Consider the following 6,981-nt stretch of genomic DNA (forward strand, 5'->3'; position numbering starts at 1 on the left):
GCTAGCGGATTGGCGCTCCGCATAGGCGGGTTCGGGGATTTCTGAGCGCAGGTAAGGTGCAGGCGTCTGATTATTCCTAGTAATGCCACGTCAATCACTCCGATCCCCTACTCATTCTGATAAGTAAGATTGTGTGCTAAACGTTGGTCAATTTTCGATGCAAATTATCCGGCAAAGTGGGGCGGTCTTCGGTGCAAATTAACAATCAATTTCTCTGCCCTCCTTTCACTGGACGCTGGTCCACTCCAGAAATTTCAATTTCACCATTTTTCGATTAAATGTTGCTCGAATTTAGTGGATTCCATAAACATATGATGAAACCTACTATTCGTACCAAGCAAAACATTCGACGAGTAGCCCTATCAAATGACGCATTCGCCGGCTCTTGTATTGCGACCAATTTAAACATTAATTACTCAAGGAAAATATTATGAAACTTCAGAACAAAGTGGCATTCATCACCGGCGGGACATCGGGCATTGGACTGGAAACCGCAAAGCTATTTCACGCAGAAGGCGCGAATATCGTGTTAGTTGGTTCGAACGCCGAACGTCTGGAAGAAGCGGGCAAAGCACTCAACGGCAAGGCGCTTTTGGTCCAGGCCGACATCCGCAAGGTCGCCGATATCGAACGCGCTGTTGAAAAAACTCGGGCGAAGTTCGGCCACATCGACGTCGTATTTGCCAACGCCGGCGCCACCACGGTCGCGCCTCTCGATGCCGTAACGGAGGAGTACATCAACGATAATCTCGCGTTGAACTTCACGGGCACATTCTTCACGATCCAAAAAACGGCCCCGCTGATGAACAAGGGTGGCAGTGTTATTGTGACGACCTCCTTCCTGAACACCATCGGCTATCCAGGCCTCTCGATTTTGGCGGCCACCAAGGCCGCAACGCGCTCCTTAGTTCGCACCCTGGGCGCCGAATTGGCGCCACGAGGCATCCGCGTGAACGCTGTCAGCCCAGGCGCCATTGCGACACCGTTTTACAGCAAGATCGGCCTGCCTGATAACGTGCTGTCCCAGGTCGCTGCCGGTATCACTGACAAGGTGGCGCTGAAGCGTTTCGGTGAGGCTGTTGAACTTGCTAAGACAGCGTTGTTCCTGGCAAGCGATGATTCGTCGTACACCACCGGCACTGAAATGGTGGTTGATGGTGGACTAACTCAATTCTAAGGTGCAGAGACAATTCGTCGCAGTCAGACGTCCCCTTCCATGAGGATGGGGTTTGGGTCTAATCCGGCGGCCGAGGGGGTAGAATTGCTTGTTCATATTTTTTCTTGGTGTCTCACTTGGACCGACTAGAAGCGATGGCGATGCTGGTGGCCTCAGTTGAAGAAGGTAGCTTGTCGGCTGCTGCCAGAAAGTTGCAGATACCGGTCGCAACGCTCACGAGGAACGTAAATGACCTTGAAGAGCTGGTGGGCACGAGGCTGCTCATACGAACAACACGGAAGCTCGCGTTGACCGATGCCGGCCGAGAATATGTCGTGACGGCAAAGCGCATACTTGAAGATGTGGACGAACTGGAGCGGCGTGCTGCAGGTGAATTCAGGTCCCCGAGGGGAGAGCTCGTCGTCACATCACCTGTACAAGTTGCACGTTTGCGAGTATTGCCTGTCATCAACCAGTTTCTTGCGCTATATCCCGAGATTCGTATCCGAATAGTCCAGTCAGATCGGATTATTGACTTGGTCGATGTACACGCTGACGTAGCAATCCGTGTCGGACATCTTCGTGACAGCAATTTGGTCGCTACGAGAGTTGGAGCGTTGCGGGTTGTAACGGTAGCCAGTCCTGCTCTACTGAATAAATATGGCTGGCCGGCGACGCCGGAAGATTTGCATAATTTGCCATGCGTTGTGTTCGATAGCCCCAGCCTATCACCATGGCGTTACCGTAGCCAGGATACCGGCCAAATCTATACCGTCGCTGACGTGCCGAGATTGTTTGTTTCGTCGCCGGATGCAGCAGTTGATGCTGCAATTGACGGGATTGGTGCTACATTCATTCTAGAACACGATGTCCATGACGCCGTAAAAGCTGGGAAGCTCAAATACGTTTTGCAAGAGTTCGAGATAGAACCAATTCCGGTGCATGTGGTATATCTCTCGCGAGAAGGGATGCCGGCAAAGTTACGCCGGTTCATTGACTATGCTGTACCACGGCTTCGCGACTTGCTTGCTGAATTCGGGCGCATTCCTTTTGATTAAATTTCATTCTTTCGCTTGATGTCCAGCTGCCCAGCTGTTCAGATGGATGAAGGTCAGACGAGATCAGATAATGCAAGTATCGGCGTAACCTACAGCACTCCCACGAATAAATTGCTTTGTCACGATCGTGATTAGCAGGAAGTGCTGTTCTCCAATTTTATCGAGTGCACACGTCAGTTCGACTGGATTGTTCCTCGCATTCCTTTCACTCCGGACTGCGTCATTACTTAGCCATTTTTTGAGCAGATGTTTCTCGTATTCTCCTCATTCTACTTTGATTCAATAAAGCGGATCATTCGTCTCACGCAAAGCGATTAACCGAAATGTAACTGTTGAACTGATCGGTTGATTGGGAAGATGTTCGACGCGTCTTCAATTTGACGTTCCATTTTCGTCGCTTAATTTAATTAATATGAGAGTGTTGAAATGAAGCTTAAAAACAAAGTTGGATGTATCACTAGCGACCACATCGGTAACAGCTTCGAGATTAATCGTACTCTCAAATCCCCTCGAGTACGCATCTGCTCGATGCTCGTGACGGCAGCAATCGTCAGCTTGGTGTCTCAATCTTCGGCTCAGGCACAAGTGTCGGTCAGTGGCAAAACGCTCCCGTTGAACGTCGCCGTCATCGCGGCGCAAACAGCCGTGGATACCTGTAAGGCAAATGGCTACGACGTGACTGCAACTGTCGTAGATGTGTCGGGAACGCCGCAAGTCGTTCTGCGTGGCGACCACGCGGTGATTCATACCAAGGATAGCAGTTTCCGTAAAGCCTACACGGTGGTGACCATGGGGCCGATTTTTCATTTCGATACCACTAGCGGCTTCATCAGCATCTTGACGAAATACCCGCCACTTGTGGCTCAGTCGTTGGCCACTACGCCCAACGTTACGGCGCTCCCAGGCGGTGTGGCATTCAAGTTAGGTGACGAGACCATCGCTGGTCTTGGCGTTGGAGGCTCACCTAGCGGCGACAAGGACGAAGTCTGCGCCCAAGCGGGCGTGGCTAAAGCGGTAGAACTATTGAAGAGGTAGTCCGGAGTTGTGAACTAAAGAAGGCACTCTAAGAGGAATAAGGGTGTGACAGATGTGTTTTTCGATGGGGAGCGAATCTGGATTCCATCGCTTTAAATGGTCAAATTGAAGCTGGCGAAATGCGCCGGCTTCAACTGTATTTTGCTGCACAAGTCCGATTGCGTTTGTACATACAATGTGCGCCCGTTAGAATTCCAGAACTGGCGTTTGGTCCGACCCGGGTTTGAATTTCGATTTCCCGTCGAAAATCGGCTATTGCTTGTCGCCGTGATCATGCCGGCCACGGCGCCCGCTTTACCGTGATGCAGGCATGGCAAGATAAGTCTACATTATCTACCTGCAGGAACATGCCTGCTTCCACACTCACAAGCGTGGCCAGGAATTCGGGCAACTCATCCGTCCCGATAGCTGCGTGGTGCCCTTTAATCCTCGGTTTGAGGGCGCCACGTAGATCGGGAACCGGGTTGTACTTCACCACGCCCTTGGCAATGGCGAAGCGGAAAACCGCACTGCAATGCGCAGCCACACGAGTCGCCATGTTGACCGCACCAAACTTCTCGATTTGGCGTAGTACATCGAGCATGAGCGGTGCATCTACTTCCGAGATCGGACCGTTGCTGATGCGCGTAAACACGTCATTCTCCAACCGAACAATCGCTTCCTTTGCTATTCCTTCCATGTCTCTGCTTTGTTCGCGTGCCACTCGCGCGCCAAGACCTCAAACGTGTTGACGGCTGCCGTTTTCCTTTGCCGCTTCTCGATGCGCTTGCTTTGGGCCGGATCGATGCCTGAGGCATGCTGCTTCACCTTGCCGCGCTCCGCGCGGGCACCTGCCAGTGCGACATCCGGATAGCTGCCAAAAGTCAACCGCGACTCTTTGCCATTCGCTTGGCGCGCCTTCATGCGCCAGAACTTCGTGACGCTGGGCATGACCTCGATATAGAGACCACCGCCATCGGACAGCTTATAGGATTTATCGGTCGGCTTAGCGTTGCGGAGCTGTATGTCGGTGAGTGGAGAAATCAGTTTAGGCATTTTGGGGGCACATTTTTTTGAGGGCATGGTTCATGCCCCCAACCATGCCCCCCAAAAAAGCTGGGCTGCCCATGGACCTCACGGCGCGACAGGGGATAAAAAAGCCGCGCTCTCATAGTGAGGTACGCGGCTTCTTGAACTTTACGGCACTTGCTTGGACCAATTCTTGGCGGAAGCGGTGTCCGCATAGAAAGTGTCTATTAGCGTCTACCAGAATCTACAATTACCTTGAAAAACAAATAGATAAGAAAAACTAGCATCCATTAATGTCCTTTACCATCGCCTCAAATCCGAGTATTATTTGATAGTCATTTCGATAGTCAGGAGATAAAATGGGCCGCCAACAGCAACGACTCACAGCAATACAGGTAAGGAAGTTTACAAAGCCAGGACTGTACGGCGATGGTGGAGGTCTGACACTGCAAATTACACTTGGCGGCGTCAAGTCTTGGTTATTTCGTTATATGATATCCGGGAAGGCGCACGGGATGGGACTAGGCCCGACCCACACCGTAAGCCTAGCAGAGGCACGCCAGAAAGCGCTCGCAGCCCGCAAATTAATTCTTGAAGGCATCAACCCCTTAGCCGCGAAAAAGCAAGACCAGTTCGCGACAGCATTGGCCAACGCCAGAATGATGACGTTCGATCAGTGCGCTGAGGCATACGTCTCTGCTCATAAGGCCGGCTGGAAAAATGCCAAACATGCCGATCAGTGGGCAAACACGCTAAGCACATATGCCAGTCCCGTCTTTGGTCAGCTTCCGGTAGCTGAGATCGACACCAGCCTCGTCGTCAAATGCCTTGCACCTATTTGGCAAACCAAAACTGAAACCGCCAGTCGCCTGCGCGGACGCATCGAGTCTATTCTGGGATGGGCCACCACCAGCGGCTACCGAACTGGAGAAAATCCCGCACGCTGGAAAGGCCATCTGGACAATCTGCTGGCGACCATCAGCAAGACGAGTCGGACGAAACACCATCCATCCCTACCTTGGCCGCGTATGAGCGAATTTATCTCAGCCCTCAGAGCACGTGATGGCGTATCGGCCCGTGCAGTGGAGTTCGCCATTTTGACCGCATGCCGCTCCGGTGAGGTACGTGGTGCTCGATGGTCCGAGTTTGATATCGACAAAAAAATCTGGACGATTCCAGCAGAACGAATGAAAGCTGGTCGTGAGCACGAAGTCCCGTTGAGCCATTCTGCGCTCGCCGTACTGAAGTCGATACCGGAGAACGGCGATATCGTGTTCGCGGGGACCAAAGGGCAACCGTTATCAGATATGTCATTAACGGCGGTAATCCGACGCATGAATGGCGACGATCAGGCGAACTGGGGTGACGCAAACGGCGACAGGATTACCATTCATGGCTTCAGAAGTAGCTTCCGCATGTGGGCGGCGGAGACCACCGATTATCCGCGTGAGGTTGCCGAACACGCACTTGCGCATCAACTGCCAGATGCAGTCGAGCGCGCATATCAACGGGGATCTCAATTTGCTAAGCGCGCTGCATTGATGGCTGAATGGGCAACCTATTGCGATAAGGTAAAAATTACACGGCGATAACTTTCATTCGACATTCGAACAATATTCATTGACCAAAAATTACTTCTCAAGAAATTTAATAAAATTAAAAAAATTAATGTTTATCTTTGCCATCTATAAGTAATTTATTCAATGAATCGCTTTCATTTTCTTTTGAGAGATAAACCTTACGTATTTTTTCAAGTTGGATCAAAGTTTCAACAATCTTTGCTTCACGAATTCCGTATTCGGAAGATAATTCCTTCAGGGCAACAATCGCAGTATCAGACAGCACAAAATTGCGCTGCTTCTTTCCACTGGATTTTCCGCGAGACTTTTGTTGACTCCAACTATTCTTAATTTCTATAACACCTAACTTTTTATCTGACTCACTTAACCATAATCCATCAAAAAATAACAAAATTCCCTCTTGGTCTGAGATCGGTGGCTGGCCTACAGTAAAATTCGGTCTATTGCGCAGCAACCAGTCCCAAGCGAATCCGCATCGCGCTGTCTCTTCCTCACCCTTAAACCATTTGAAAATCCTATCACTTTTCTGATGCTCGTTCCACGCCCATTCAATTCTTCCTACAGCTTTATCCTTCTTTGTCAAATCAATATCCCAAAAATCGAGACAGGCAATTATTAAATCTCTCTCAAGCAACCATGCCGGAGGTTGCCAAATACTACAATTTAACTCGCGGCGAAGATAGTTCAATAACCAACAGATTTGTCTTTTATCTTTTGATATCCATTTTAATCGCTCCTGCGGAAGCAAATACTGAGAAATATTTTGTTTCAGCTGATAACCATTTGGACTTGCCCCAAAATTCACAATTTCTTGTTTGATAATGTTTCCCGGCAAATTCTGGTAGAAAGCAGTCCCAGTCTGATCGCGCATATGCAACCATAGCCATATATCAGTTCGTTCATCAAAAGCAATATTAATTGCATTTTTTTTACCATTTCCAGTTATCATCAATAATTTCCTTTTAGCAATTTTAAACATTCGTTCTACGAACATTCTAGCGCACATCTATGTGTTTAATAGACTATTTCTAGGAATATTCTAGGCTAGATCTAGGCAATATCTAGGTAGGACCTATGGATCATCCGTGCTCTGCGCTGAATCCAACCAGAGGTAGGTTCGCGCAGGCCAGAGTGCTAATACGCC

The 6,981-nt window shown here is 49.7% G+C and carries 7 protein-coding genes; 4 read left to right on the forward strand and 3 right to left on the reverse strand.

Annotated elements, in window-relative coordinates:
* Positions 1-430 precede the first annotated feature (430 nt).
* The 3 genes from M0974_RS01420 to M0974_RS01430 all read left to right on the forward strand — a co-directional run bounded on the left by M0974_RS01420 (position 431) and on the right by M0974_RS01430 (position 3,249).
* The gene (locus M0974_RS01420) at positions 431-1,177 is read left to right on the forward strand and encodes an SDR family oxidoreductase (RefSeq protein WP_297831709.1); all 747 of its coding nucleotides are present in this window, start codon (positions 431-433) and stop codon (positions 1,175-1,177) included.
* A gap of 116 nt (positions 1,178-1,293) precedes the next feature.
* A complete protein-coding gene (locus tag M0974_RS01425) occupies positions 1,294-2,214 on the forward strand; it encodes a LysR family transcriptional regulator (RefSeq protein WP_297831712.1) in 921 nt (306 codons plus the stop codon).
* 426 nt (positions 2,215-2,640) lie between these two features.
* On the forward strand, positions 2,641-3,249 hold the full coding sequence (locus M0974_RS01430) for a heme-binding protein (protein ID WP_297831715.1): 609 nt from the start codon (positions 2,641-2,643) through the stop codon (positions 3,247-3,249).
* A gap of 271 nt (positions 3,250-3,520) precedes the next feature.
* On the opposite strand, the gene M0974_RS01435 is transcribed toward M0974_RS01430, so the two are convergent.
* Both M0974_RS01435 and M0974_RS01440 read right to left on the reverse strand, forming a co-directional pair.
* Positions 3,521-3,928, reverse strand: a complete 408-nt coding sequence (locus M0974_RS01435; RefSeq protein WP_297831718.1) for a hypothetical protein — start codon at positions 3,926-3,928, stop codon at positions 3,521-3,523.
* Positions 3,916-4,284 carry an Arm DNA-binding domain-containing protein gene (locus M0974_RS01440; protein WP_297831721.1) on the reverse strand — a complete coding sequence of 123 codons (369 nt, stop codon included), beginning with the start codon at positions 4,282-4,284 and terminating at the stop codon, positions 3,916-3,918. The genes M0974_RS01435 and M0974_RS01440 overlap by 13 nt, the downstream gene beginning before the upstream one ends.
* A gap of 332 nt (positions 4,285-4,616) precedes the next feature.
* Between M0974_RS01440 and M0974_RS01445 the strand changes: the two genes are divergently transcribed.
* Positions 4,617-5,849: a site-specific integrase gene (locus M0974_RS01445; protein WP_297831723.1), complete on the forward strand. Its 1,233-nt coding sequence runs from the start codon at positions 4,617-4,619 to the stop codon at positions 5,847-5,849.
* 73 nt (positions 5,850-5,922) lie between these two features.
* Here M0974_RS01445 and M0974_RS01450 read toward each other — a convergent pair whose 3' ends face one another.
* Positions 5,923-6,786 carry a hypothetical protein gene (locus M0974_RS01450; RefSeq protein ID WP_297831726.1) on the reverse strand — a complete coding sequence of 288 codons (864 nt, stop codon included), beginning with the start codon at positions 6,784-6,786 and terminating at the stop codon, positions 5,923-5,925.
* Positions 6,787-6,981 lie beyond the last annotated feature (195 nt).

Source organism: Pseudomonas sp. (assembly GCF_026224925.1).
Classification (GTDB): Bacteria; Pseudomonadota; Gammaproteobacteria; order Pseudomonadales; family Pseudomonadaceae; genus Aquipseudomonas.

What these genes read in the sequence shown, in the direction of transcription:
- M0974_RS01420 (WP_297831709.1), top strand. Translation starts at nt 431, where the DNA reads ATGAAACTTCAGAACAAAGTGGCATTCATCACCGGCGGGACATCGGGC.
- M0974_RS01430 (WP_297831715.1), top strand. Translation starts at nt 2,641, where the DNA reads ATGAAGCTTAAAAACAAAGTTGGATGTATCACTAGCGACCACATCGGT.
- M0974_RS01435 (WP_297831718.1), bottom strand. Translation starts at nt 3,928, where the DNA reads ATGGAAGGAATAGCAAAGGAAGCGATTGTTCGGTTGGAGAATGACGTG.
- M0974_RS01440 (WP_297831721.1), bottom strand. Translation starts at nt 4,284, where the DNA reads ATGCCTAAACTGATTTCTCCACTCACCGACATACAGCTCCGCAACGCT.
- M0974_RS01445 (WP_297831723.1), top strand. Translation starts at nt 4,617, where the DNA reads ATGGGCCGCCAACAGCAACGACTCACAGCAATACAGGTAAGGAAGTTT.
- M0974_RS01450 (WP_297831726.1), bottom strand. Translation starts at nt 6,786, where the DNA reads ATGATAACTGGAAATGGTAAAAAAAATGCAATTAATATTGCTTTTGAT.